The following is a 24,772-nucleotide window of genomic DNA, read 5'->3' on the forward strand; positions in this document are numbered from 1 at the left end:
TCAGTGATCACCCGGGAGCCGTCCGATGGCCCGGGCGACATGCCGCGCGATGGTCTCGACATGGGGTGGGTCGATGAGGGACAGGTGGTCGCCCTCGACGGGGACGATCTCGAGGGACGGGCACAGGGGCGCCCATCCCAGGTCCGCCTCCTGCCGGAGGTAGCGGGGGTCGAGAGCGGTGGTGAGCTGCTGCGGCTGCTGGGCGCGGTAAAGCACCACATGGCCGTCGTGGGAACGGGGAACGTACCGTTCGCCGACGCGGGCATCGACGTACGAGGTCCGTTGGTGCTCCAGGACCCCGGGGCTCATGTCGAAGCCTGCATCGGCGACGAGGCGCATGATCACGTCGATCTGCTGCTCGTCCGGCGTGGCCGCCAGCTCTTCGTAGGGCAGGTCCAGGCGGTGGCCGTACGTCTTCTCGATGTATTCGGCGAAGCGGCCGAAACGCTCGAGCAGGAGCTCCGGTGAATCCTGTTGCGGCAGAGCGGCGGGCAGGATGGTGTCGATCAGCCCGAGGAATCCGATGGCCTCCCCCCGTTCGCTCAGTTGACGGGCCACTTCGTACGCGAGGCATCCTCCGAAGGACCAGCCGAGCAAGTGGTAGGGCCCTTTCGGCTGGATGTCATGAATGATCGTGAGGTAGTGGGCTGCCTTGTCCTCCACGGTGTTCAGCTCTTCGACGCGTTCCAGCCCGTACACAGGCTGGTCGGCCGGCAGCAGCCCCGTCAGGGGCAGATAGACCGAGGTCGGTCCGCCGGCTGGGTGGAAGGTGAACAGCGGGGGCCGCTGCGCCCCGGGGACAGCGGGGCGCAGGGTAGTGAGTGCCGACGGGCCGGTCCGGTTGACCACCGGCCGGATCAGTTCGGCGACGGCTGCGACGGTCCGGTAGGTGAGAACGGTCTCGCCGGTGAGGCTCAGCTGAGCGTCGTTCCCCAGGCGCCGGCGGATGACCTCCACCATGGCCTCGGCGGCGCGTCGGTCTCCTCCGGCGGCGGTGAAGTCCTCGTGCACATCTCTGGGCCTGCGACGCAGGACCTCGGACCAGGCGCTCGCGACCAGCCGCTCTGCCGGGTCCCGGGCACTGAGCGAACTGGGCAGCGACGGTGCGGACGGCTCTGCCTGCCGGACGCTGTCGGGCCCTGCCGTAAGGGAGCCGGCCGTCGGCACCGCGGAACCGAGGCCGAGTTGCTCCAGCACCGCGCCGCCGAGTTCACGCAGGCAGGCGCCACGCAGCAGGTGCGGGGCGGGCAGGTCGATGCCGAAGTCCTGGCGCAGGGCATTGCGGATCCGCACCGCCATCAGGGAGTCCAGTCCGAGTTCGGTCAGCGCGGTCGTCTCGTCGAGTTCGTGGGCGCTGAACCCCATGATGGCCGCCGTTCTCTTGACCAGGCGCGCGTACACCATGTCCGGGGCGGAGCTTCCGAGCGCGGTGATGCCGGTGGGGCCCACCCAGTCGTCGGCGCTGAGCGCGCTGTCCTCGAGAACGTCGTTGAAGAAGGGGATGGCTGACAGGCCGGGGAATGCCGCCAGGACCCGGTCCGCATCGAGGTGCACGACGCCGACATGCGTGCGGTTGAGGGTGAGGAGCGTCTGCAGAGCGTCCATTCCCTCGGTCAGGTGGATGGGCTCCAGGGCCAGCGCCGGGTTCGCTGCCGCCGCGCCGACGTTCTCCCAGGGGCCCCAGGCGATGGCGGTTGCCGGCCGGCCGGAGGCTCTGCGGTGGTGAGCCATGGCGTCGAGCCACGCGTTGGCGGCCGCGTACGCGGACTGTCCGGGCGAGCCGATCAGTGCCGCGGCGGAGCTGTAGATCACCCACCAGTCCAGATCATGGCCGTCGACGGCCGCCTCCAGGTTCCGGGCTCCGAGGGCCTTCGGCCGCAGCACGTGGTCGAGGTCCGCCGGCTCGAGGTCCGTGATCAGGCGATCGTGCAGAACACCGGCACAGTGCGCGACGCCTCGCAGGGTGTGGCCTTCCGCGAGGGCGGCACGCACCAGACCGCGGGCGACATCCGGTTCCGCGATGTCGCCGCGGACCACGGCGACGGAGACCCCTTGGTCCCGCAGCTCGGCCAAGACGGACTGGGCTTCGGGCCCGGGGGCACGACGACCGTTCAGGACGATGCGGCCGGCGCCCTGCTCGGCGAGTCGTCCCGCTGTCGCCAGACCCAGGCCGGTCAGCCCACCGGTGATGATGTAGGCGCCGTCAGGACGTGTGAACGCCACGTCGTCGTTGCCCTGGGGGGTGAGGTCGGCACGGGCGAGACGGGCGGTGAGGCGGGTGCCGGCTCTCCAGGCGATTTCATCGTCGTCGCCGTCGGCGAGGAGTTCCTGGACGAGGTCACCGACTGCGCCGGGCTGCCTGTCGATGTCCACCAACGACGTTCGCAGATGGGGGTGTTCGAGTGCCATGACCCGGACGAGCCCACGCAGACAGGCAAGGTGCGGCGCCCCGGGCTCCCCCGGCCCTGTCGCCTGTGCCAGCACGGTGGCCATCCACAGGCGCGGCGGTTGCCGGTGCGTTCCGCCGGCCAGGCGGCGGGCCACCCGTGCTGCCGTGCGCAGTGGCCGCATGTCGTCGTCGCGTTCGTACGGGGGGAAGAGCAGGACGACGGCGCTCGGGCCGTCCTGCGGGGTCCGCAGCCACGCGTCGAGTACGGCGTCGCAGGCGTCGTCCCGGGCTTGCGTGACGTCGACGCCCCCGGCTTCCAGGGCCGACGCGAGCGAGGCCGTGATGCCGCCTGCGGCATCCGGCTCGTCGCTCAGGAGGAGGGCACGGTGCAGGTCCAGCGGCAGGGGGACGGTCGACTTCTGCCACTGGATGTCGTAGGCACACGTCTCGAGAGGCCGGGGCACCTCGTGATGCTCGATGGGACGCAGCTGGACGAACCGGGCGACCAGCTCGCTCTTCGCGCCCTGGGCGGTGACGTGCCACTGGTCGACGCCGGTGTCCGAGGAGTCGGCGCCGACGGCAGGCGTGCGGCGGATGTCGTATCCGGTGTCGAGGAGACCCGGCCCCTTGATGTGCAAGGTCCGTACCGCCACCGGGACGGCGTGCGCGGTGGCCTGGACGGTGCCGTCACCGCCCGGCGACGTGCCCCCGACTCCGGCGGCCCTCAGCGCTTCCAGCATGGCAGTCAGCAGATACGCGTAGAACGGCCCGTGTGGGTGCGGCAGGTCCTCGGGGGTGAAGGGCTGAACGAAGTCCGGGGCCTGTTCCGCGGGGTGGTGCTGCTCGCGCGGGGGTTCGGGATCGCGGGTGATGCGGGCCGAGGCGTAACAGCGCCAGGCGGTGCCGGTGCCGCGGGCGTGCAGGGTGACGGTCCCGTGTGTGCCGGAGGCCGGTTCCCACACCGCGGTCAGCGGGGTGCTGCTGGAGATGGCGAGCCACTGGTGGATCCGCAGGTCCTCGATGCCGAGGTGGGCGAGGCTCTCTCGCCCCCAGAGCTCCAGGCCGACTTCGATCACCAGCTCCGCGGCCTCGGCGAGGGTCAGCACCGCTTGGTCGTGGACCGTGCTCCTGGGACGGTGCCGACGGGGGCCGATGTCTCCTTGCCACAGCACAACGCCGGTCCTGGGATCGTCGGTGCGCACGCCCAGCAGGGGGTGACCGCCGACCGCGGTCGAGGTGGCGGGGCGGGAGAACCAGAATCGTCTGTGACGCCAGGGCGGGGTGGGCAGCGCGGTGCGCGCACCGGTGGGCCACAGACCGGTGCTCATCGCGACGCCTGCGAAGTGCAGTCTGGCCAGCGCGGCGCGTACGGCGACGGTGTCGTCCGCGTTCTTGTGCAGGGTCGGGACGACAAAGGCCTGGTCAGCCACCGGTGTGGCGTCGAGCGTCTCGGTGAGCGGGACGACGGCGATGGGGTGGGGCGAGATTTCCAGGAACAGGGTGTGGCCGTCTTCGGCGGCCGCGGTCACCGCCTGTTGCAGACGCACCGGTTGGCGGACGTTGGCGCACCAGTAACGCGCATCCGCCGCCGGGAGTGCGCGGGGATCCTCCAGGACTGTGCTGTACCAGGGCGTCGTGGGTGCGCTCGGGCGCAGAGCGGCAAGGTCTTCGTGCAAGGGCGGCAGGATGGGATCGACTGCCTCCGAGTGTCCGGCTCCGCCGACGTCCAGCAGGCGGGCGAGGTGCCCCTGCTCGGACAACTCGTCCACCAGGTCACGCACCACTCCAGCCGGCCCGGCCACGGTGCAGCGTTGCGGCGAGGAGTGGACGGCGACCTCCACACCGGGAAAGCGGCTGAGGACGTCCGTCCGGGACGGTGCGGGCAGCTCGATCGCGGCCATCGCGCCGGCCTGTTCGGCGTCGATGCCGGCGAGGCGCGCCGATCGGCGGGCGATGACGCGGAGTCCGTCGGCGGCGTCGAGAGCGCCCGCCACCACGGCGGCTGTGACGTCGCCCATCGAATGGCCGATGACGGCAGCGGGTTCCACGCCGTAGGCCCGCATGGTCTGCGCCAGCGCCAGCTGAATGCCGAAGAGCAGCGGCTGGGTCCGGTCCACTGTGTGGTCGGAATCGGCCGTGAGCATGTCGGTCAGTGAGGAGCCGGTCTCCGCGAGGAAGACCGGATCGAGCGCGGACACCTGGGCGGCGAAGCGGGAGTCGCCGGTCAGCAGCTGCCGCCCCATGCCCTTGCGCTGTGAGCCGTAACCGGAGAAGACGAAGACCGGTCGGCGCGCTGTGAACGACTGAGCCGCTGTCGCGTCGGTGCATGCGGCGACCACGCCGGGAACCGTCTCGTCCCGGGCCAGCGCGGCGAGCTTGGCGGCCGCCTCGGAGCGGGTCCGCGCGACGACGGCCGCGCAGGACGGGCCACGGCGGTGCGATGCGAGGGTATGGGCGACATCGGTGAGCGCGGGCACGTCACCGGCGGCCACCCACCGCGACAGACTTGCGGCCACGTCGGCGAGCCGGTCCGTGGAACGGGCGGACACCACCAGAACGTGCGGGTGGTCACCCTCTTCGTCGTCGGTCGCCGAAGGCTGCGCGGGACCCGGAACGGCAGACGGTGCCTGCTCGAGGACGGCGTGGGCGTTCGTACCGCCGAACCCGAAGGCGGACACGCCGGCGCGCCCCGTACGGTTCCCCGGGGCGGGCCATACGGTCGGTTCGGTGACCACGCGCAGGCCCAGCTCGGTGAAGTCGATGTGGGGGTTGGGGTCGTGGAAGTGGAGGGTGGCCGGGATACGGCCGTGATGCAGGGCCAGCGCGGTCTTGATCAGGCCGATGATGCCGGCCGCGCCTTCGAGGTGGCCCAGATTGCTCTTGACCGATCCGATGAGCAAGGGCTGGTCGGGCCGTCTGCCGCGGCCGACGACTGCTCCGAGGGCGGCTGCTTCGATGGGGTCTCCCAGCAGGGTGCCCGTCCCATGCGCTTCGACATAGTCGATGTCGGCGGCGTCGAGCCGTGCGTCACGCAGGGCGTCGCGCAGCAGCGCCTCCTGCGCCGTCGGGTTGGGTGCCATGAGGCCCGCCGACCGGCCGTCCTGGTTCACGGCGGTACCCCTGACGACGGCGAGCACCCGGTCGCCGTCGCGCCGGGCGTCGACGAGACGCTTGAGCACGACGACGCCGCAGCCCTCACCACGGGTGATTCCGTCGGCCGCGGCGTCGAAGGGTTTGCACCTGCCGTCGGCGGCCAGCGCACCGGCTTGTTCGAACGAGGCCGTGACCGCCGGGGACAGGAGCACGTTGACTCCCGCGGCCAGTGCCGTGTCGCACTCCCCACCGCGCAGGCTGCGGCAGGCCAGGTGCACGGCCACGAGGGACGACGAGCAGGCCGAGTCCGTGGCGATGCTGGGCCCGCGGAGGTCGAGCAGGTAGGACACGCGGTTGGCGACGATGCTGCCGGCGGCTCCGGTGCTGGTCCACGGTGTCAGGCGCGCGGGGTCGGAGGTGGTCAACTGCCCGTACTCGAGGGCACTCAGGCCGACGAAGACGCCGGTGCGGGTCCCCCGGAGGGCGTGGGCGGGAACTCCCGCATGGTCCAGCGCCTCGCAGCTGACTTCCAGCACCAGCCGTTGCTGGGGGTCCATGACTTCGGCCTCGCGGGGCGTGATGCCGAAGAAGTCCGCGTCGAACCCCTCGATGTCGTCGAGGTAGGCGCCCCACTGTGTGGTGGATTCCATCAGGGCGGTGACGTCGGGCGCCGTGCCGCTGAAGTTCCGCCAGCGTCCCGCGGGCACCTGGCCGACCGCGTCCGTTCCTGCCAGGAGTTGCTCCCAGAGCGCGTCCGGTCCCTGCACGTTCGAGGGCAGGCGGCAGCCGATGCCGATGATCGCGATGGCGTGGTCGTCGAGGCCGGCCGTGGCGGCTGCCGCTTCGCCGGACCGGTCGGACTGCTCGTCGGTTTCCGCGGTGTCGGTGTTGTCGGCGGCCGCCAGAGCGCTGACCAGTTGTCCGATGGTGGGGTGTTCCCACAGCAACGTGGCGGGCAGTGACCGGTCCAGTAACTTCTCCAGCTCGCCGGTCAGTCCGACGGCGTCGCGTGAGGTGAGGCCGTACTCCGCCAAGGGGCGGGCGTCGTCGAGCTGTTGCGGCGGGATGCCGCTGATGTCCGAGACCATCTGCACCAGCGCCATCCGCAGTGCGGTGACGCCCGGTCCGGAGCGACTGACGGTGGTGAAGTCGGTGTTCCGGGCGTCCCCGACCGGCTCCTGGTGTCCGCCTGGTTGCTTCATGCGCTGGCTCCCGCTGTCTGTCCTCGCGTGGCCGAGCTCCAGACCCCCTGGAGGTAGCGCTCACGGCATGCTCCGCGGGCGACCTTTCCGCTGGTGGTGTGGGGTACGGTGCCGGGCTGGGCAAGGACGAAGTCGTGGACGGCGATGGCGTGGCCGGCGGACACCGCCGCGCGGACGGCGCGAGTCGCCTCGTCCAGGACCCTCTGGGGGTCCGCGAGGTCACGGACGTGCTCGGCGACGACGACCAGACGTTCTCCGTCATCGGTGAGAACGGAGAACGCCGCGGTGTGGTGACGGCGGACGGCCGGGTGGGCGCTCTCGACGGTCTGCTCGATGTCCTGCGGATAGTGATTGGTGCCATCGATGATCACGAGGTCCTTGATGCGACCGGTGATGTAGAGCTGCTCGTCGTGCCGCAGTGCGAGATCGCCGGTCCGCAGCCAGTGATGCGCGTGGTCGCCGTGGAGTGTGGCACGGAAGGTGGCTTCGCTCTGTTCCGGGCGTCTGAAGTAGCCACGTCCGACGTTGGGTCCGCGCAGCCAGATCTCGCCGACGTGCCCGTCCTCCAGGCGGACGTGGGTGGCCGGGTCGACGATGGCGATTTCCTGCCCGGTGGGCTGCCCGCATCCGACCAGGCGGGTCACTGCCCGCGTTCCGGTGGCCTCGACCACACGGGCGGTGCCGTCCGCCAGCGCATCACGGTCGAAGCAGGTGACGGTCGGTTCCTTCCCGGCCGGTGAGGCGGAGACGAACACGGTCGCCTCGGCCAGTCCGTAGGACGGACGCATGGCTGTGCGGACCATGCCGACGTGTGCGAAGGCCTGCTGGAACCGTTGCAGCGTCTGCTCGGCGACGGGTTCACTGCCGTTCACCATGGCGGCCACCGATCCCAGTGACAGCGCGCCGCGCTCCTCGTCGGTGACGCGGCGCGCACAGTAGTCGAAGGCGAAGTTGGGAGCGGCGGTGAGGGCTCCCGGGTACTGGGTGAGCAGGCGCAGCCACCTGACGGGCTGTTGCACGAAGGCCAACGGCTCCATGAGTACGGAGGGGACGCGGCCGACGATGGGCAGCACGATCGCCAGAACCAGCCCCATGTCGTGATACAGCGGAAGCCAGCCGACGGTGCAGTTGCGCCCGGTGCGGATGTCGTACGCCTCCAGGGCCTGGCGGGCGTTGGCACAGACGTTGGCGTGGGTGATCTCCACGCCCGACGGCACACGGGTGGAACCCGAGGTGTACTGCAGATAGGCACAGTCCTCGGGGCGCGGATGAAAGGTCTCCCCACCCGCCGGTACGTCCCCTGGTGCCCGTCCTGAGAGCAGTTCCTGCTCGGTGACCGCGCGCAAGCGCAGGCCGTCCTGGTCGGCCAAGAACTTCTCCGCGGCCTGAAGCGAGTCGGGGCTGCTGAGGGCGAGCACCGGGTCGGCGTCGGCGAGTGCGGCGGCAAGCTTCTCCGCATGACCCGGCAGGGTCGGGGGGAAGAGGGGAACGGCGATCGCGCCGGCGCACGTGGCCGCGAGAAAGCCGACGACGTAGTCCAGGTTCTGCGGTGCCACGATGGCCACGCGCTCGCCGGCTGCCCCGGCGTGGCGCAGGGCCGTCGCGAGGGTGCGTACCCGTTTCTCCAGTTGGCACCATGTCAGGGTGGAGGGGACTCCGTCGCGGTCAGTGCTGAAGTCCACGAAAGTGAACGCTGTCTCTTCGGGCGTTTGTGCTGCGGCCTGAGCGAGATGGTGGCTGATGGTGTCACTCACGATTTCCAGCACTGAGTCACCGAACCTTCGTTCCGGGCAACAATTTCCACGGGATAGTGAGCAGCGGTGAGCGATCAGCTCACCACGGAGACATGCCGGGCTTCCAGTGACACGCCGATGCGGCTACACCGCCCGGCGCGACAAGACTGGGCGGAATTACCCGGCCGGGGGCGGCAAGGGAAAATCCCCCTGAACGTCACATGGACACATGGGGGTGGCCGGGACGCCATACAGGTCCCGGCCACCCCCATGCATACGGGTGGACTTGCGCGACTGGCGCCGACGACGAAGGCGCCTCGGCCGTCTCGGTCTGACGTCAGGACTGCTTGCCAGGGACGGCGAAGCTGCTGACGCAGTCGATCTGCCCGCCTGAGGCCGGACAGTCCTGTGTCGAGTGGTTGACGACGGTGATGTTTCCGCGCTTGTCGGTGGTGACCTGGTACTCCCTCACCTGCGAACAGCTCTGGTAGCCGTTGCCGTTGTCGACGCACCCGCTGGAGCGGTCATCGGCGAAGGCCTGGACGGCACCGGCGCCGATCAGAGCAAAGCTCCCCAGGACGCCCACTGCCGCTGCGATCTTCTTCGAATTGAACATCTGCCTTTTCCTTTTACCGTCGGCCCCCGTGACTGGACTGCGGTGCGTTCCGGACGCGTGGCCCGGGAACGAAGTCAGTGGCAACTCCGAGGCTCGGACACCTGGTCGGCCCCCGATGGCTGCCTACACCCAATGAGCGACTACTTGTCGGCGGGGACGACCTGAGTGCACTTCACCGACTTGTGCTCGCTCTGGTCGACGAACTGGACGCCGAGGAGGTTGATCACGAGATTTACGTCGCCGACTTTGACCAGTCCCCAATTGGCCTCATCCGCGGAGCACTTCTGGTTCTGCTGGGGGTTGTCGGCCTTGGCCTTCGAGTCCCCGTTCGCAGCGTGGCCGACGCCGGCGCCCAGGAAGCTGACGCTGCCGAGCATGGCAACGGCGACTGCCGCCTTCTGGTACTTGCGCATTACTTCTCCGTTCTCCGTTTTGTCACGGTCAGTAACAGACTGGCCGCGCACAGTTGTCAACTGTAAGGGATGTTGGGGGCATTAGTGAGCGAAACACCCAAGATGGAGATTTCCCCAAAAAGACCCATAATCTAGCTTTTGTATTCGCATACGAGTGACCACCTGGCCGACTCAGGCGACCTGTACAGAGAACCCAAACAGCGGGCCCCGGGGTTCGAACGCCTGGTTCGAACCCGGGGCCCGCCTGAGATCACCCGGCCAGCACTTACCGGCCGATGGCGAAGAGCTGAGTGCACTCCACCGACGTACGCTTGCTCTGGTCGATGAACTGGAGGCCCGCCGCATTGGTCGGCGCGAAGACGTCCGCCAAGTCGGTGCCCTTGACGTTGACCTCGTCCGCCGAGCACTCCTGGCTCTGCTTGTTGTCGAGCTTGACCTTCGGGTCCCCGTCAGCGTGACCGACGCCGGCACCCAGGAAGCTGACACTGCCGAGCATGGCCACGACGACTGCGGCCTTCTGGTACTTGCGCATTACTTCTCCGTTTCTCGTGTCGACACAGACCGTTACGGCCTGGTCACCGACAGCCCTCACCTTAGGGCGAGCTTTCGGGCTTTTGCTACGCGAAACGCCCATTGCTCTCTTATCTCGAGAAGTTTTCCATTACGGGGCACTTGCTGAAAGCGGGGACACGGGGAAGGGGACGGCGCGGGCCGACAAGCCCCCCCCCCGGATCCGTGAGGCCGGACGCCGCCGACCGATCACCAACCCGCACCCCGGGTCCACGCATAGCTCGACGCACGGACCGACAGGAGAGCAAAACAGCAGACCCCGGGGCTCGAACACTCATCGAGCCCCGGGGCCTGCCTAGATCACCTGATCAGTGCTTACCACCGATGGTGAAGAGCTGAGCGCACTCCACCGACGTACGCTCACTCCGGTCGATGAACTGGAGGCCCGCCGCATTGGTCGGCGCGAAGGCGTCCGCCGCCTCGGTGCCCGTGATGTTGACCTCGTCCGCCGAGCACTTCTGGCTCTGCTTGTTGTCGAGCTTGACCTTCGGGTCCCCGTCAGCGTGACCGACGCCGGCACCCAGGAAGCTGACACTGCCGAGCATGGCCACGACGACTGCGGCCTTCTGGTACTTGCGCATTACGTCTCCGTTTCTCGTACCGACACAGCCCGTTACGGTCTGGTCACTTACAGAACTCACCGTAGGTGACGTTTGCGACTTTCAGCGGGCGAGACACTCAAAGGGAAAACAAGACAATCGAGAATGAACTCGGACAGACCAACGTCACCCCGCCCGGCAAGCCGCGGCAGACCCCGGGACTCGGACTCCTGGTTCGAGGCCCGGGGCCTGCCTGAGTCACCTGATCAGTGATCAGCGATCAGCCGCCGAACCCGAAGAGCTGACCACAGTGCACCGAGTTGCGGTCACTCGCGTCGATGATCTGGACACCGGTCCCATTGGTCGGAGCGAAGGTGTCCGCCGCGTCGGTGCCGATGATGTTCACCTCGTCCGCGGAGCACACCTGGGTCTGGTCGCTGTCGAGCTTGAGCTTGTGACCCTCGTCGCCGGCGTGGCTGACGCCGGCGCCCAGGAAGCTGACGCTGCCGAGCATGGCCGCGACGACCGCGGCCTTCTGGTACTTGCGCATTTCCTCTCCGTTTCTTGAGTAGGCACAGTACGTGGTCGACTGTGCACCAACAGTCATGAAGATACCGTGATGTTTGTGATATTTGATGACGAAACGCCGAGTGCTTGATCTTTCCGAAAGGCCGCAGGCCGGGGGGGCCGCAGGCCGGGGGGCCGCTGCGCGTCCCTCAAGTGGGCTAACCAGGTGGTCACGTTCGGCCGCACACGCATCCGGGCAAAGAGGGTGATCCGGAGGTACTCGCCGTGACCGGTGCGAAGGCGACGCGTTGAAGGGGAAGTGCGATCGCCCATTCCGCTACCGCACTCACCGAGCCAATAAGGAGAACGTCTCTATGTCTCGCATCGCGAAGGTTGGCACTCTCGCTCTCGGCGCGGGCGCCGTGGTGCTCAGCGTGCCCGGTGTCGCCGCGGCGGACGCCGACGCCAAGGCCGCTGCGTTCGACTCGCCCGGCCCCCTGTCCGGCAATGTGATCCAGGTCCCGATCCACGCGCCGATCAAGGTGTGCGGAAACACCGTCACCGTGTTCGGCGGTCTCAACCGGGCCGCCGGCAGCGTCTGCGGGAACAACGACGGCGAGAAGAAGCACCACAAGAAGCACGAGGCGCACGACAAGAAGCACCACAAGGCGCACGACACGCACGACAAGAAGCAGCTCAAGGGGCACGACGCGCCCGACAAGAAGGACCTCAAGAAGCACGCCGAGAAGCAGCACAAGGGGCACAACACGCCCGACAAGAAGGACCTCAAGAAGCACGCCGAGAAGCAGCACAAGGCGCACGACAAGAACGGCCTCAAGAAGCTCGCCGAGAAGGTTCACGAGGTTTACGGCCACTGACGTCCGTCGTCCTCACCGAAGAGCCCCGGCGTCCTGGAACGCCGGGGCTCTCCTCTTGGGCATCCCTCACTCACGCGTACCGGTAGATCCGGCCGACGTCCTCGAGCTCGTCCGGCGACACGTCCCACGGCGGCAGCTTCTGGTGCCGGGCCACGATCCGTCCGTGCTGCTCGTCGTTAGGGCCCGGCGGTGTGGCGGGGAGGTAGCGGGCTCCGCGATGACGGCGCTGCCAGCGGTACCACTGCAGGTCGACGAAGGCGTGGTGCAGCCAGAAGACGGGGTCGTTGACGGAGGCGGCGCCGAGCATGGCCCCGCCGACCCACCGGTGCACTCGGTTGTGATTGCGCCAGGAGGTTCTGCCCCGGCCGGTGCCCCAGCCCTCCAGTCTGTTGCGGAAACCTCGCGTGACCGTCGAGTCCCAGGGCGCCACATCGTAGGCGGGCTCCTTCAGCGCCCACTCCAGTTCCCTCTTCGTGGGCAGGTCGACCGGGGCCCGCGGGCTGCCGAGGTCCCGGGTGAGGAACTTCTCGTCGGTCACGCCCACCTTGATGGTCCAATTGCCCTCCCGGTAGGCGAACGGACCTGTCATCACCTGGTGGTCTGACCGGCGTCCGGTGCCGCCGAGAAGGTCCGCCGTCCACGGCACGGAGGTGGTCGTGCGGTCGCGCGTCCAGTCCCAGTACGGCAGGGTCACCGACGGGTCCACTCGGCGTAGGGCGCGCTCCAGTTCGAGCAGAAACTGGCGGTGCCACGGCAGGAAGGAAGGGGCCATGTGCGCGGTGCGCAGTCCGTGCTCGCCGTCGGCGGAGAAGTGCGCGATGTGCATGCGCACGAACTCGTCGTACTCGCCGCGCCGTTTGAGCTCCAGCAGCGCCTTGACGAACCGTCGCTTCGCGGCCCTGGTGAGCGTGCCGGCGTCTTTACGCACGTACGCCATGCGGGTGATCCCTGTGCAGGTGTCCACCGTCCACCGGTTGTGGCACCAGGGCGCGCAGCCGCTGACCGGAACCGAGTTCGTCGACGGCGGCGCGGGCCGCCTCGAGCGGTGTCGGGTACGAACAGTAGTGGTCCACCATGCTCAGCCAGGTGCCGTCGGCGCGGCGCATCAGATGCAGGGGGCGGCCGTCCACGGTGACATGCCACCGGCCGTCCTCGGGTGTGCCGCACCCGGGGAACCACCGACCGCGGATACGGCGGCCGCGGTACGCGACATCGAAGGCCGTGTCGCCCGGGGCGATGCCGGGTCGATGGTGCCCAGGCCGGGAGGCGGCGGACCCTGAGGTAAGGGCGGCGATGAGTGCGCAGGTGTACAGTCCGCGCGCCAGCTCCCGCCGTGTTCTGCCTAGTGCTTCGGGCCGCGCCGGGTCAGGTGCTCCGTCCCTGGCACCCACCGGCACTCCGCCGACGCTGACGACCATGGCTCACTCCTCGTCCGATTCGGTTGATCCGTAGCGTTGACGTGCTCCCTGGCCTGAAGTCCAGGGATTCCGGCCTGAGTCGTGTGACCCTTCCGGTGGCTTCCTGCTTCACCACGCTGTGCGGGCACATGTGCCCGTCTTACCGGCACTCCACAGGCGTTCAGCGTCTCCGCCCGTCCGGCGGCGACGATACGGCGTCCTTCGAAGAGGACGTTGCGGGCTGCGTCGTGGTCGCGGTCGTGCACGGTGCCGCACGCCCTGCACGTCCACTCCCGGACGTGCAGGGGCTTGGGGCCGTCCCGGAAACCCGCAGGCCGAGCAGACCTGAGAGGACGGGAAGGCCCGGTCCACCTTGGCGAAGGTGCGGCCGTGCAGAGCCGCCTTGTACTCCAGCATGCCGACGAACGCCGACCATCCCGCGTCGTGCACGGACTTGGCGAGACGGGTGCGGCCGAGGCCGAACACCGCGAGGTCTTCCACGTACACCGCTTGGTTGTCGCGAATGATCTGTGTGGAAGCCTTGTGGTGGAAGTCCCGGCGCCGGTCCGCCACCCTGGCGTGCTGGCGTGCAACCTTGATGCGGGCCTTGGCCCGGTTCTTCGATCCCTTGGCCTTGCGGGACAGCTCCCGCCCGAGGCGCTTGAGCTTCTTCTCCGCCCGGCGCAGGAGGCGCGGGCTGTCGATCTTCGTCCCGTCGGACAGGACCGCGAAGGCGGACAGGCCCAGGTCGATACCGGCGTCGGTCTGAAGGCCGGGGAGGATGTCCGGCTCGGTGTCCACGACGAAGCTGAGGAAGTACCGGCCGCAGCTGTCCTTGGTGACGGTCAGGGACGTGGGCGCGGCCGGAAGGCGGCGGGACCACTTGACCTTGAGGTTGCCGACCTTGGCCACGTACACCGTGCCGTTGTCCTGGAGGGAGAAGGCGTTGGTGTTGAGGCGGATCGACTGCCGGGTGTCCTTCTTCGACTTGTACCGGGGCGGCCCCACCTTCCGGCCCTGCCGCTTGCCCTTGCAGCTGTCGAAGAAGTTCTTGTAGGCGGTGTCCAGGTCCCGCAGGGACTGCTGCAGGATCACGGCGGACACGTCGGCGAGCCAGGCGCGTTCCTCGGTGCGCTTGGCCTGGGTGATGCGCAGCCGGGACAACTCCGCCGACTTCACATACGGCAGCCCGGCCGCGTGCGCTTCCTTGCGGTCGCGCAGGCAGTCGTTCCACACCACGCGGGCACACCCGAACGCCCTGGCCAGCGCGAGGCGCTGGGTGGCATCCGGGTAGGCCCGGTAGTTGTAGCGGAGCTGCATACCGATCACCGTATGGATGCTTCGTGACCGCTCGCGGCGAAAGATCACATCCAACCGGAATTGCATACGATCTGGGCAAGTATGTTCGAGGGCTTCGAGGCGGAGCTGAAGGAGTTCAACGGCGAACGCGACCACGTACACCTCTAGATCAACTACCCGCCCAGGACAACAGCCTCAAGGGCGTCTTCACCCGCCGGGTACGGCAGGTAGCTCACCGGGGCCGGATCAACCGCGCCCTCATGCACCGGCATCTGTGGTCGTGCTTCTCCGCGTCGTGCGGCGGAGCACCGCTGGCGATCGTCCGCCAGTACATCGAGCAGCAACAACGTCCGCTTTTAGGTGCACGTCAGGGCAGTCTTGAGATGCATTCATCCCCGGCGTGAACGCCGGGGCCTTCTGCAAGAGCCCCGGTAACCGCCGAACGCCCCGCGCGGTCACCGCCGCGCGGCCAGGACAGTGATCACCGACGGCCATTCCGGTGACACGGAGACAATGGAGACAGAACTGCCGTGCACAAAAGAGTTGGCCCTCGGACTCACCGAGGGCCGACTCCATTACGGGGCGCGTGGCCCTACATCCACAGATTGCCGCGCAGCGGCTTGGCCTCGTTCAGCGCTTCTGCGGTCTCCTTCACCGTGGGGAGCAGCGACTTGCTGCCCGTGGCGCTCGCCTCGAGGGGGAGCTTGGTCTTCACGCCGCCGTTGAGGTCGGTGGCCGCCAGGTCAGCGCTCTGCGGGGCGGGGGCGGGAGCCGGGGCGCTCTGCGGGGCCGGGGCGCTCTGCGGGGCCGGGGCGCTCTGCGGGGCGGGAGCCGGAGCCGGAGCACTCTGCGGGGCGGGAGCCGGAGCCGGAGCACTCTGCGGGGCAGGCGCCGAAACCGGGGCTGGAGCGGCCTGCGGGGCCGGAGCCGGAGCCGGAGCACTCTGCGGGGCAGACGCCGGAGCCGGAGCCGAAACCGGAGCACTCTGCGGGGCCGGAGCCGATGCCGGAGCACCCTGCGCGGCGGGCGCCATGTCGGGGGCGCTCTGTCCCGGGACGGCCAGGGTGGGAGCGGTGTTGTGGGCGAACGCCGGCGTGGCGGCACTGGCGGCGATCAGGGACCCGGCAAGGACGGCGGCAGCCTTCAGGGACTTCATCGTGTTCCTTTCTTCGGCAACGCGTGTCACCGGAGGGGGAGTCTTTCCCCGTGCCTAACGAGCCTCGGTCGAGGCGGAAACCGGAGGCGTCGAAGATCGCGAGTCCTCATATGAGATCCCTGAACAGCCGGCCTCGGGACGCGATAAAGCCGGAAGATTGTCAGGAAAGCGCAGGAACAAGAACAACCGTGGTACCACCCTGGTGGCCGGCACCACGACTGAACGGGCAAGAGCCGTGTCGTACGGCGGTCACGAATCCAGCAGCGCCGACGTGATCGCGGGGAGCGTTACGGGCGAGAGCGACGGCGCCGACGTCAGTGGCCACAGGCTGGGCAGCGTCGCAGGCTCGGCCAGGGTCGGCTCCGACGACGGATCGCTGTCGGTCAGCGCGTCGATGAGATCGTCCAGCTCGGTCAGCAGGTCGTCGACCGAGGGCAGCACCACACTCTCGTCATCGGATGCCTCGTCAGCGGAGTCGAACGCCTTCAGAAGTTCGTCGACGGCCTGCTCCACCTCGTCCAGCGCGCTCTCCAGGGTGTCCTGCGCGTCGTCCGTGGAGTCGGCGGCACCTGCGACGGGAGCAGGCAGCAGTACGCCCGTCGCCGGGGCCGACGCTGTCGGTGTCGGTGTCGGTGTGCCCGTATCCGTTCGAATTTTGGCGGCCATCTCGGCCAGAGTCTGCTTCGCGGCAGTTGCCAGTTTCCTGGCCTCGGCAGCGGTCAGTTGGCCGTTGTTCGCCTTGAGCACGGCCTGCAGGAGGTCGACGATCGGGGCGGGATCGCCCCCGTCGAGCTTCCTGAGCTGTGCGAGTCGCGCATCGGTGTAAGAGAGTCGCGCCCCGGGCGACGCTGCATGGCTGTGCTCGCGGGCCGAGTCGGCCGCCATGGCGGCAGGGCCGGCGATCCCGACCAGGAGGGTGGCGCACAGTGCGCTGGAGGCGATGCGCCATGCGGGCGGAGCGCACATGGGGGAATCCTTTCGACGGCGTTGGATCTTGAGCCCACCGTGAAAGCAACCATGACTTCCCGCAACCGCTCACACGCTTTCCGCAATTGCGAACTTCCCCCTTTCGCCGAGTAAGGCTTGATCAGACGGCACGTCAGACCGGCTGTGCCCGTTCCCCCGTCGGGTTGACGCCTCGGCCGCCGTCCGCGGCCTGCCCAACGCCGCCTCCGGCACGCCGCCGCCCGTCAAAAAACGTTGCATGTTTCACGATTCCGACACACATGCCAGATATCTTCGAATTTCATCAACTATGTCTGATTGATGACTAGAGTTGCGAACCGCCCGACGCACTCCTCAGCGCGGACGCCTCGCACTCGTGGCGCTGCTGCCACAGCCACCTGTTCCGAAAGGGCAATGACCGGTCATGCGCCATAGCCTGGGCCCGCTGTTTCGCCGCGCGACCGTGGGCGCCCTCAGCCTTGCCGCCGTGTGGACAGCCAGTAGCTCCCCGACCGCCGCGTCGGCCGCGCCGCCCGCACCGGAGTCGGACAGCATCGCCTTCGCCGAGCGGTACCGCGTGCTTCAGCACGGCGGCATCGCACGCGCGGCCAACTCGTCCATCACCTGCCGCACCGCTGAGAGGACTTCATGCGCGGACGTGCGGGCGGGCAGACAAGGAGTGAACGGCGACTTCGACATGGTCTACATCGATGTTGACCGCGACCCGAACACCTACAACGCCTCCCGCGGGGAGGTCCGCCTGCCCACCGGCTCCCGGGTGACGTACGCGCGTCTGTACTGGGGCGGCAACCTGCGCGTGGGCGAACAGAAGCCACCGGAGGACAACGGCCGGGTACTGATCGCCGAACCCGGCGGAGACTACAAGGAGCTCCTCGCGGACACGGTGGTCGGACACCGCGTGACGGACGACGCGGACGCCTACCAGGCCTCGGCGGACGTGACGCGGCTGGTGCGGGAGAGCGGGCCGGGCCTGTACACCGTGGCGCAGGTCAACGTGGCCATGGGCACATCGCCGGCCGGGGCGTGGGGCGGCTGGACGCTGGTGGTGGTGTACGAGAACCCGTCGGAGCCGCTGCGGCACCTCGCGCTCTGGGACGGCTTCGTACCGCTGTCCGGCCTGGCGCCGGAGGTCCGCCTGCGCGACCTCGGCTTCGCCGCCGACGCCTCGGGCCGTGCGGGCCTGGTGGCGTACGACGGCGATCGTGGCACGACCGGCGACTCGCTCACCGTGACGCCCGGGGAGTCCGAGTCCGCGTCCATCGCCCTCGACAACGCCGCCAACCCCCAGGACGACGTCCTGAACTCCACCATCAGCGAGCCCGGGGACGATGCGGAACGTGTGCCCGCATATGCCAACACCCTCGGCTACGACTCCGACGTGTTCGACCTCGGAAGAAGCCTGCAGCACGCCGGTGACCAGGTGATCTTCCGGCTCCGTTCGCAGCGGGACGCTGCGTGGGCCGGCGTGCTCTTCGCCACCGTCGACGCACGGCGGTGAGTTTGTTGCCCCCTCCCCGAACACCTCTGCGAGCGAGAAAGCCGCGCACATGCACCTGTCATCCACCGCCCCTCTCCCCAGAGTCCTGCACCTCACCCAACCTGTGGACGGCGGCGTCGCCCGCGTCGTGACGGACCTGGTCCGGGCACAGCTGTCGGACGGCCTGGACGTCACCGTGGCCTGCCCCGACAGCGCGCTGACCACGAAACTGCGGACGCTCGGCGCGCGCGTACGGCACTGGCACGCGACACGGTCGCCGGGTACGTCGCTGGTCCGGGAGGTACGGCACCTGGCACAGGTGATCGACGAGGTGCGTCCCGATCTGGTGCACGCGCACAGTGCGAAGGCCGGTCTCGCCGGACGGCTCGCGGTACGCGGGCGGATCCCAACCGTCTTCCAGCCGCACGCCTGGTCGTTCGAGGCGGTCGGCGGGGGCACCGCCGCCCTGGCGCTCATGTGGGAACGCTGGGGGGCGCGTTGGGCCTCACGCGTGCTGTGTGTGAGTGAGGCCGAGCGCGCGACCGGCGTGGACGCCAGGATCACAGGCCGGTGGACCGTCGTTCCCAACGGCATCGACCCGGAGCACTTCCACCCGGCCGCCGCCGGCGCCGTGCGGGCCCGGCTCGCACCGCTCGCCGGCATCCCCCCGGCGGCACCGCTCGCCGTGTGCGTGGGGCGGCTGTGCCGGCAGAAGGGGCAGGACGTCCTGCTGCGGGCCTGGGAAACCGTCGTCCGGAGGGCGCCCGACGCCCGCCTCGTCCTGGTCGGCGATGGACCGGACCGTGACCGGCTTCGCGAAGACGCCCCGGAATCCGTGGTGTTCGCGGGAGCCGTCCCCGACGCCTCCTCCTGGTACCAGGCCGCCGATCTCGTCGTCCTGCCGTCCCGCTGGGAGGGCATGGCCCTGGCGCCGCTGGAGGCCATGGCCTGCGGGCGGCCCGTGGTGGTCACGGACGTCGACGGCGCCCGCGAGAGCCTGCCGCCCTCCGTCGCCGCCCGGTGCCTGGTTCCGCCGGAGAACCCGGCGGCGCTGGCCGGGGCCGTCACCGAGCTGCTGGTCGACCCACTGCTGCGCGAGACGCTCGGCAACCAGGGCCGCCTGCATGTGCTGTCCACCCACGACGTGCGGCACACCGCCGAGGCCGTCTCGGACGTCTATCGCGACCTGCTCGGCCCGTGGACCGCCACCGCCCCCGGCGCTGAGCACGGTCGGCCGCTCGGCACCGGACGTGGCGCCGAGGCGAACCGGACAACGCAGCGCGTCGAGCCCACCGAGTACAGGGAGTCCATCCACTCGTGACCGCCGAACGCACCGTGCCCTCCCCTGGCGTACCGCCACGGGAGCACGGATCCTCACCAGTCTCGGTCATGCCGCCGCGCGGCACCGCCACCGGTTCACGGTTGTCCGTCCCGCGGCGCCCGGCCCGGCCGCCCTCACCCATCCCGCTGCTCGTCGCGGACGGCGTCGCCGCCCTGGCGGGCGTCCCGGCGCTCACCGCGGCCCAGCGCCAGCCACTGCTGGTCGCCCTGCTGATCGTGGTCTCGCTGCTGCTGCGTCAACGCGACAGGCGGCCGCCGGTACCGGCGCTGCTGGAGGAACTGCCCGCCGTGTGCGGGCGTGTCGCAGTGGCCTGGCTGGTACTCGCGGCGCTCCTGGCTGCGTACCGACCAGAGCACGCGCTGTCCCTCGGTACCGTGCTGACGGGCCTCGTCCTGCAGGCGGCGGCCGGCTGCGTGCTGCGCGGGGCCGTGCACGCGCGGCGGCGCGCCGCACTGCTGCGCCACCCGCACACCGCACTCGTCCTCGGCCCGGTTGCCACGGCCCAGCGCGTGGCGGCCGCCGTGCTGCGTCACCCGCGGTGCGGCGTGCGGCCGGTGGGGATCGTCGCCGAGCAGCCGGACGGCGGCGAGAGCCTGCCGGTGCTGACGACTCCCGAGGAGGTCGAGCGTGCGGTCATCCAGAACGGGGTGCGGGCGGTGCTGGCCGTGCACCCCTCGGTACGCGCCGAACAGGAGCCACTGCTGCGGGCGCTGGCCGAGTCGGGCTGCGTGGTCTGGGAGCTCGACGCCGACTCCCCGTCGTACGCGACGCGGGAGCGGCTGGCCGGGTTCTCCTGCCGGCGTCTGGACATGTCCCCGGACCGGCGCGACAGCGTGGGCAAGCGGGCGCTCGACATCCTTGTGTCGGGGACGCTGTTGCTGCTGGTCAGTCCACTGCTGCTGGTCTTCGCCACGGCGCTGCGGCTCAGCGACGGGCCCGGCGTGGTGTTCCGGCAGGAACGCATCGGAAAGAACGGGAAGCCGTTCACGCTGCTGAAGTTCCGTACGCACCGCCCGGTCGACGAGCACGAGTCGGCAACCCGGTGGAGCGTGGCGAACGAGAACGAGATGCGCTGGTTCTGCCGGATGCTGCGGCGCACCTCGCTCGACGAACTGCTCCAGCTGTGGAACGTGCTCCGGGGCGACATGAGCCTGGTCGGGCCGCGGCCCGAACGCCCCTACTTCGTCGCGCAGTTCGGCCAGACCTACCCCGGTTACACGGTCCGCCACCGCATGCGGACCGGCATCACCGGCCTCGCCCAGATCCACGGGCTGCGCGGCGACACCTCGATCGAGGACCGCTGCCGGTTCGACAACGCCTACATCGACGACTGGTCCCTGTGGCAGGACGTCTGCATCCTGCTGCGTACCGCGGCCACGGTGGTACGTCCGACGGGGAGCTGAGCGAGGTGATCCACGCTCTGACACCGCTCCCCCGCCGTGTCACCGCGCTGACACCGGTCCTGCCCGTGGTGGCCGTGCCTGCCCTGCTGGCCCTGCCGCGGACGCCGGACGGCGCGGGGCCCGCCGACGTGGTCTCCGGGCTCGTGGTGGTGTACTGCGTGATCCGCCTCCTGCGCGAACGGCGGCGCCCGCTGTCGCCCGCCGCGGCCGTGGTTCTGGGCCTGCCGGTGGTGGGGCTCGCGCTCGCCACCATGGGGGCGTTCTCGGCCCAGGCCGGGCTCACCGGCCTGGGCCGCTACCTGCAGACCTTCGTGCTGGTTCCGGCGGCCGTGCTGCTGCTGCTCCGCGACCGGACCGGCTTCCGGGTGGTGGCCTGGTCCTTCGTGGGGCTCGGTCTGTGTCAGGGGGCCGTCGGCGTCCACCAGTTCGTCACCCGGACCGGCGCCTCCTACCAGGGCGAGAACATCCGGGCGGTCGGCACCTTCGGGCCGCACGACGTGATGGGCATGGCGACGGCGGTCTCCCTCGGCCTGGTGTGCGGGGTCGGGATCGCGCTGGGCCGGGTGTCCGTACGTCAGCGGGTGGCCGCCGCCGCGTGCGCTCTGGTGCTGCTGCTGCCGCTCGCGCTCTCCTTCAGCCGCGGAGCCTGGATCGCGACCGTCCTGACGTGCACCCTGCAGCTGGTGCTGGCCGGGTTGCGGCGCGCGCTCCTGGTGGCGGCGGCCGCGTTCGCCGCGGGCGTGATCCTGGTGGGCGGGTTCGGTGTGGGCTCGGCGCTTCTGCAGGAGCGGATCGACAGCATCGCCCAGGTCACCGACGCGCCCGACCAGTCCGTCGTCGACCGGTACACCCTGTGGACGTCCGCCACGGAGATCTGGCGGCAGCACCCGCTGACAGGAGTCGGGCTGAAGGGCTTCCCCGAGTACCGGGACGGGCACGCCACGCTCGCGCTGTCGTCGGGCAGCGAGACGGACGGCGCGGGTATGGCCTACCAGAGGCAGCCGCTGCTGTCCCCGCACAACATGTACCTGCTGGTGCTGAGCGAGCAGGGCCTGATCGGGCTGCTCGCGCTCGCCGGGAGCTGGCTGGCACTGCTGGTGTGCGGGATGCGGCGACTGCTGCGCGTCCGCGACCGCGGGCCGGTACTCGACTGCGGGCTCGTCGCCTGCGGGCTACTGGTCTGGCTGCTGACCGACTTCATGTACGGAGACATCGGCGGTCCCTCGACCGTGCTGATCGCCGTGGGCATGGGGCTCGTGGCGTGGTGGGCGGTGGCCGGCGACGGCGACGCGTCCGCTCAGGCGCCCCGGGATGGGGTGCGGGAGCCCGCCGAGGAGGCGCTGGCGCGATGACGGTGGTGCCTTCGAAGTCCCCCCGGTCCGAAACGGACGGCGCAGCGACCGTGCCCCCGGCGCGTGCCGCGACCAAGGCCGGGGACGGTGGCGACCCGGCCTCGGCATCGGCCTCCGGTAGCTTCCTGGCCCGGGCCGCGCTCGTCACGGCGTCGCTGTCCATCGCCGGTTCGCTGCTCGGCCTGGTGCGCGACCAGTCGCTGGCGCGGCTGTTCGGCGCGGGGAGCGACACGGACGCCTTTCTGGTCGCGTGGACCGTCCCGGAGTTCGCCGCCACGCTGCTCATCGAGGACGGGCTGGCGATCGCGCTGATCCCGGCGTTCAGCATGGCGCTGGCCCGCCGCGCCCGGGGCGCCCCGGGTGACCCGGTCCGCGCCCTTGTCGGCGCCACCCTGCCCCGGTTGTTCCTCGCCCTCACCGCGGTGGCCGCGCTGGTCGCCGGCACCGCTCCCTACCTGGTCCAGGCCCTCGCACCCGGCCTTCCGGACCCCCGGCTCGCCGCCGACTGCACCCGGATCACCGCGACCTGCGTGCTGGCCTTCGGGCTCGCCGGTTACTGCAGTGCCGCCCTGCGGGCACACCGCTGTTTCCTCGCGCCCGCGGCGATCTACGTCACCTACAACACCGGCATCATCGCCGCGATGTTCCTGCTCGGCGAAGGCTGGGGCGTGCGCTCCGCCGCGGTCGGGGTCGCGGCGGGCGGCGGTCTGATGGTGGCGGTGCAACTGCCGTCGCTGTGGCGGCGACTGACGTCACCCAGGTCGCTCCTCGCCGACTCCGGGGCCGATGCCGAGGAGCGGCCGATGCAACTCGCCCTGGTCGCCACCGTGCTGCTCTTCGCCCTGTGCCGCCAGTCGCAGGTCCTCGTCGAACGCTTCCTCGCCTCCGGCCTGCCCGCCGGCGCCATCTCGCACCTCAACTACGCGCAGAAGGTCGCCCAGATCCCGATGACACTGTCGCTGATGGTGTGCACCGTCACCTTCCCGGTGGTGGCGCGGGCGCTCGCGGACGGTGACACCGCACGGGCCCGCAGCCGCGTGGAGCGAGATCTGGCGCTCGCCTCCTGGCTGGTGCTGCTGGGCATGAGCGCGGTGATCGCCTGTGCCCCTCAGATGATCGAACTGCTCTTCCAGCGGGGCGAGTTCACCGCGAGCGACAGCGCCGCTACGGCGGACGTCATGCGCGTGTACGCCCTCGGGCTGCTGAGCCAGGCCCTGGTGGGCGCTCTCGTGCGCTCCTACTTCTCGGCCGGCCGGGCCAGCTGGTACCCCCTCGGCGCGATGACGGCGGGCATCGCCGTGACGTCCTGGATCGGCGCCGCGACCGTGCACTCCTGGGGCGTGGCGGGGATCGCCGCCGCCAACGCCATCGGTATCACCGTCACAGCCGCCGGGCTGCTCGCCGGGCTGCGAACGGGGCGGCAGAGCAGCCCTCACAGCGTCTCGGTCCGTGTCCGGCAGGTCCTGGCCGAGCTGAGCAGACTGGTGTGCGCCGCGGCCGTCGCCACTGCCGCGGGGGCATGCGCCGCGAGCCGCCTGCCGTCACCGGCGGCGGGCCTCGCGGCCGGCCTGCTGACCGTGACCTTCGTCTTCGTCCCACTCACCTGGGCCCTCGGTGCCCAGGGCTCCGCGTCCGCTCTGCGCTCCCTACGCGCCGTCACACGAAGGCTCCCACATGGCCGCTTCCGTTGATTCCCTCGACGCAGTCAGACCCCCGGCCCCGTCCAAGTGGCCGGTCCCCTGGGTGGCGATGTACCACTCGGTGGGCGACTGCTCGGACGACCCGTACCGCATCACGGTCACGCCCGAGCGACTCGACCGGCAGCTGGCCTGGCTGCGCCGGCGCGCGCTGCGGGGCGTGTCCGTGACCGAGCTGCTCGCCGCCCGCGCCCGGGGCGAGGGGCGGAACATGGTCGGGCTGACCTTCGACGACGGGTACGCCGACTTCGTCACCGAGGCCCTGCCGCTGCTGCGCCGCTGGGACTGCGGCGCCACCCTCTTCGTGTTGCCCGGGCAGCTCGGCGGCGACAACGCCTGGGACCCGCTCGGCCCGCGCAAGCCGCTGCTGACCGCGGACGGTATCCGGCACGCGGCCGCCGAAGGCGTGGAGATCGGCTCGCACGGGCTGACGCACCTCGATCTCACCAAGGCCGACGACGTCACCCTCAAGGCCGAGGTCGCCGACAGCCGCGCCCGGCTGGAGGAGCTGACCGGCGCCCGGGTCGACGGCTACTGCTACCCGTACGGCGCGATCGACGCCCGCGCCGTGGAGGCCGTACGGGAAGCGGGGTACACCTACGCCTGCGCCATCGACCCCGGCCCGCTGACCGGCCCGCACGCCCTGCCGCGCGTGTACGTCGGCCAGAACGACACGGCCTGGCGGCTGCACCTCAAGCACGGGCTGCACCGGCTGCGTCGCCGCCCGGTGAAGGGCCTATGAG

The 24,772-nt window shown here is 70.0% G+C and carries 19 protein-coding genes and 1 pseudogene; 8 read left to right on the plus strand and 12 right to left on the minus strand.

Translation table 11 applies throughout. From position 1 onward, the window contains the following. The 7 genes from QF034_RS13980 to QF034_RS14010 form a co-directional block, all read right to left on the minus strand. Positions 1–6,684, minus strand: a complete 6,684-nt coding sequence (locus QF034_RS13980; protein WP_307175264.1) for a type I polyketide synthase — start codon at positions 6,682–6,684, stop codon at positions 1–3. Next, a complete protein-coding gene (locus QF034_RS13985) occupies positions 6,681–8,450 on the minus strand; it encodes a fatty acyl-AMP ligase (protein ID WP_307175265.1) in 1,770 nt (589 codons plus the stop codon). Before QF034_RS13985 ends, QF034_RS13980 begins: the two co-directional genes overlap by 4 nt. A 304-nt stretch (positions 8,451–8,754) precedes the next feature. Next, the gene (locus tag QF034_RS13990; RefSeq protein ID WP_307175266.1) at positions 8,755–9,033 is read right to left on the minus strand and encodes a hypothetical protein; all 279 of its coding nucleotides are present in this window, start codon (positions 9,031–9,033) and stop codon (positions 8,755–8,757) included. 140 nt (positions 9,034–9,173) lie between these two features. Then, positions 9,174–9,446, minus strand: coding sequence for a hypothetical protein (locus tag QF034_RS13995; RefSeq protein WP_307175267.1), 273 nt, complete (start codon positions 9,444–9,446; stop codon positions 9,174–9,176). Positions 9,447–9,711: 265 nt separating this feature from the next. After that, complete coding sequence (locus tag QF034_RS14000; RefSeq protein WP_307175268.1) at positions 9,712–9,978, minus strand: hypothetical protein; 267 nt, start codon at positions 9,976–9,978, stop codon at positions 9,712–9,714. 346 nt (positions 9,979–10,324) lie between these two features. Then, a complete protein-coding gene (locus QF034_RS14005) occupies positions 10,325–10,597 on the minus strand; it encodes a hypothetical protein (protein WP_307175269.1) in 273 nt (90 codons plus the stop codon). Positions 10,598–10,835: 238 nt separating this feature from the next. After that, entirely contained in the window at positions 10,836–11,105 is a 270-nt protein-coding gene (locus tag QF034_RS14010) for a hypothetical protein (protein WP_307175270.1), read from the minus strand. A 331-nt stretch (positions 11,106–11,436) separates the two neighbouring features. On the opposite strand from QF034_RS14010, the gene QF034_RS14015 reads away from it, so the two are divergent. Beyond that, positions 11,437–11,940 (plus strand): chaplin, encoded by a 504-nt coding sequence (locus tag QF034_RS14015; RefSeq protein ID WP_307175271.1) that lies wholly within the window; start codon positions 11,437–11,439, stop codon positions 11,938–11,940. A 70-nt stretch (positions 11,941–12,010) separates the two neighbouring features. Here QF034_RS14015 and QF034_RS14020 read toward each other — a convergent pair whose 3' ends face one another. The 3 genes and pseudogenes from QF034_RS14020 to QF034_RS14030 form a co-directional block, all read right to left on the minus strand. Next, a complete protein-coding gene (locus QF034_RS14020; RefSeq protein WP_307175272.1) occupies positions 12,011–12,877 on the minus strand; it encodes a tyrosinase family protein in 867 nt (288 codons plus the stop codon). Then, positions 12,861–13,358, minus strand: a complete 498-nt coding sequence (locus tag QF034_RS14025; protein WP_307175273.1) for a tyrosinase cofactor — start codon at positions 13,356–13,358, stop codon at positions 12,861–12,863. Before QF034_RS14025 ends, QF034_RS14020 begins: the two co-directional genes overlap by 17 nt. A gap of 56 nt (positions 13,359–13,414) precedes the next feature. Then, a pseudogene (locus QF034_RS14030) lies at positions 13,415–14,657 on the minus strand (RNA-guided endonuclease InsQ/TnpB family protein); the annotation flags it as partial. A gap of 81 nt (positions 14,658–14,738) precedes the next feature. On the opposite strand from QF034_RS14030, the gene QF034_RS41490 reads away from it, so the two are divergent. Continuing rightward, positions 14,739–14,804, plus strand: a complete 66-nt coding sequence (locus QF034_RS41490) for a hypothetical protein (protein WP_370880943.1) — start codon at positions 14,739–14,741, stop codon at positions 14,802–14,804. A gap of 424 nt (positions 14,805–15,228) precedes the next feature. On the opposite strand, the gene QF034_RS14040 is transcribed toward QF034_RS41490, so the two are convergent. Together QF034_RS14040 and QF034_RS14045 are read right to left on the minus strand one after the other, a co-directional pair. Beyond that, complete coding sequence (locus QF034_RS14040; RefSeq protein WP_307175274.1) at positions 15,229–15,792, minus strand: hypothetical protein; 564 nt, start codon at positions 15,790–15,792, stop codon at positions 15,229–15,231. Between the two features lie 249 nt (positions 15,793–16,041). Further along, complete coding sequence (locus QF034_RS14045) at positions 16,042–16,758, minus strand: hypothetical protein (protein ID WP_307175275.1); 717 nt, start codon at positions 16,756–16,758, stop codon at positions 16,042–16,044. Positions 16,759–17,161: 403 nt separating this feature from the next. On the opposite strand from QF034_RS14045, the gene QF034_RS14050 reads away from it, so the two are divergent. The 6 genes from QF034_RS14050 to QF034_RS14075 are packed head-to-tail and all read left to right on the plus strand — an operon-like array spanning position 17,162 to position 24,771. Continuing rightward, complete coding sequence (locus QF034_RS14050) at positions 17,162–18,256, plus strand: DUF3344 domain-containing protein (protein ID WP_307175276.1); 1,095 nt, start codon at positions 17,162–17,164, stop codon at positions 18,254–18,256. Between the two features lie 49 nt (positions 18,257–18,305). Continuing rightward, a complete protein-coding gene (locus QF034_RS14055) occupies positions 18,306–19,556 on the plus strand; it encodes a glycosyltransferase (protein WP_307175277.1) in 1,251 nt (416 codons plus the stop codon). After that, a complete protein-coding gene (locus QF034_RS14060; protein WP_307175278.1) occupies positions 19,553–20,980 on the plus strand; it encodes an exopolysaccharide biosynthesis polyprenyl glycosylphosphotransferase in 1,428 nt (475 codons plus the stop codon). Before QF034_RS14055 ends, QF034_RS14060 begins: the two co-directional genes overlap by 4 nt. A 5-nt stretch (positions 20,981–20,985) precedes the next feature. After that, complete coding sequence (locus tag QF034_RS14065) at positions 20,986–22,332, plus strand: O-antigen ligase family protein (RefSeq protein ID WP_307175279.1); 1,347 nt, start codon at positions 20,986–20,988, stop codon at positions 22,330–22,332. Further along, the gene (locus QF034_RS14070; protein WP_307175280.1) at positions 22,329–24,023 is read left to right on the plus strand and encodes a lipid II flippase MurJ; all 1,695 of its coding nucleotides are present in this window, start codon (positions 22,329–22,331) and stop codon (positions 24,021–24,023) included. The genes QF034_RS14065 and QF034_RS14070 overlap by 4 nt, the downstream gene beginning before the upstream one ends. Beyond that, positions 24,007–24,771, plus strand: coding sequence for a polysaccharide deacetylase family protein (locus QF034_RS14075; protein ID WP_307175281.1), 765 nt, complete (start codon positions 24,007–24,009; stop codon positions 24,769–24,771). The genes QF034_RS14070 and QF034_RS14075 overlap by 17 nt, the downstream gene beginning before the upstream one ends. Position 24,772 lies beyond the last annotated feature (1 nt).

Source organism: Streptomyces africanus (assembly GCF_030816955.1).
In the GTDB taxonomy this organism is placed as follows: Bacteria; Actinomycetota; Actinomycetes; order Streptomycetales; family Streptomycetaceae; genus Streptomyces; species Streptomyces africanus.